Source organism: Shewanella sp. AC91-MNA-CIBAN-0169, assembly GCF_040310165.1.
Taxonomy (GTDB): domain Bacteria; phylum Pseudomonadota; class Gammaproteobacteria; order Enterobacterales; family Shewanellaceae; genus Shewanella.
In genome coordinates, this window is sequence record NZ_JBEOPM010000159.1 from 1 (window position 1) to 254 (window position 254).

The 254-nt window shown below is 39.4% G+C and carries 1 pseudogene; it reads left to right on the top strand.

The features are described 5' to 3' along the window. Positions 1-48: 48 nt before the first annotated feature. Positions 49-254 (top strand): annotated as a pseudogene (locus AAEY98_RS22520) (hypothetical protein); the annotation flags it as partial.

Here is a 254-nt window from a genome sequence, read left to right on the forward strand (position 1 = left end):
GTTCTATACACCAATGATAAGATGTGTAATAACGTTAAGGAGTTAAAAATGACACTATATAAACGCGAGTTTGGTGAAAGCTTTAATTTAGGGTTTAATTTGGCAGACTACCCTTGGCTAACAGACAAGAGCTGGCACAACGATATGAGTCCTAGCTTTTTCTTTAAAGTAGGTATTCAGCACCTTGTCCTGTGGGTAGACTATGAAAGTCCTGATGACCGCGAGCAATCAGAAGAACGTTATCTTGTGATGAC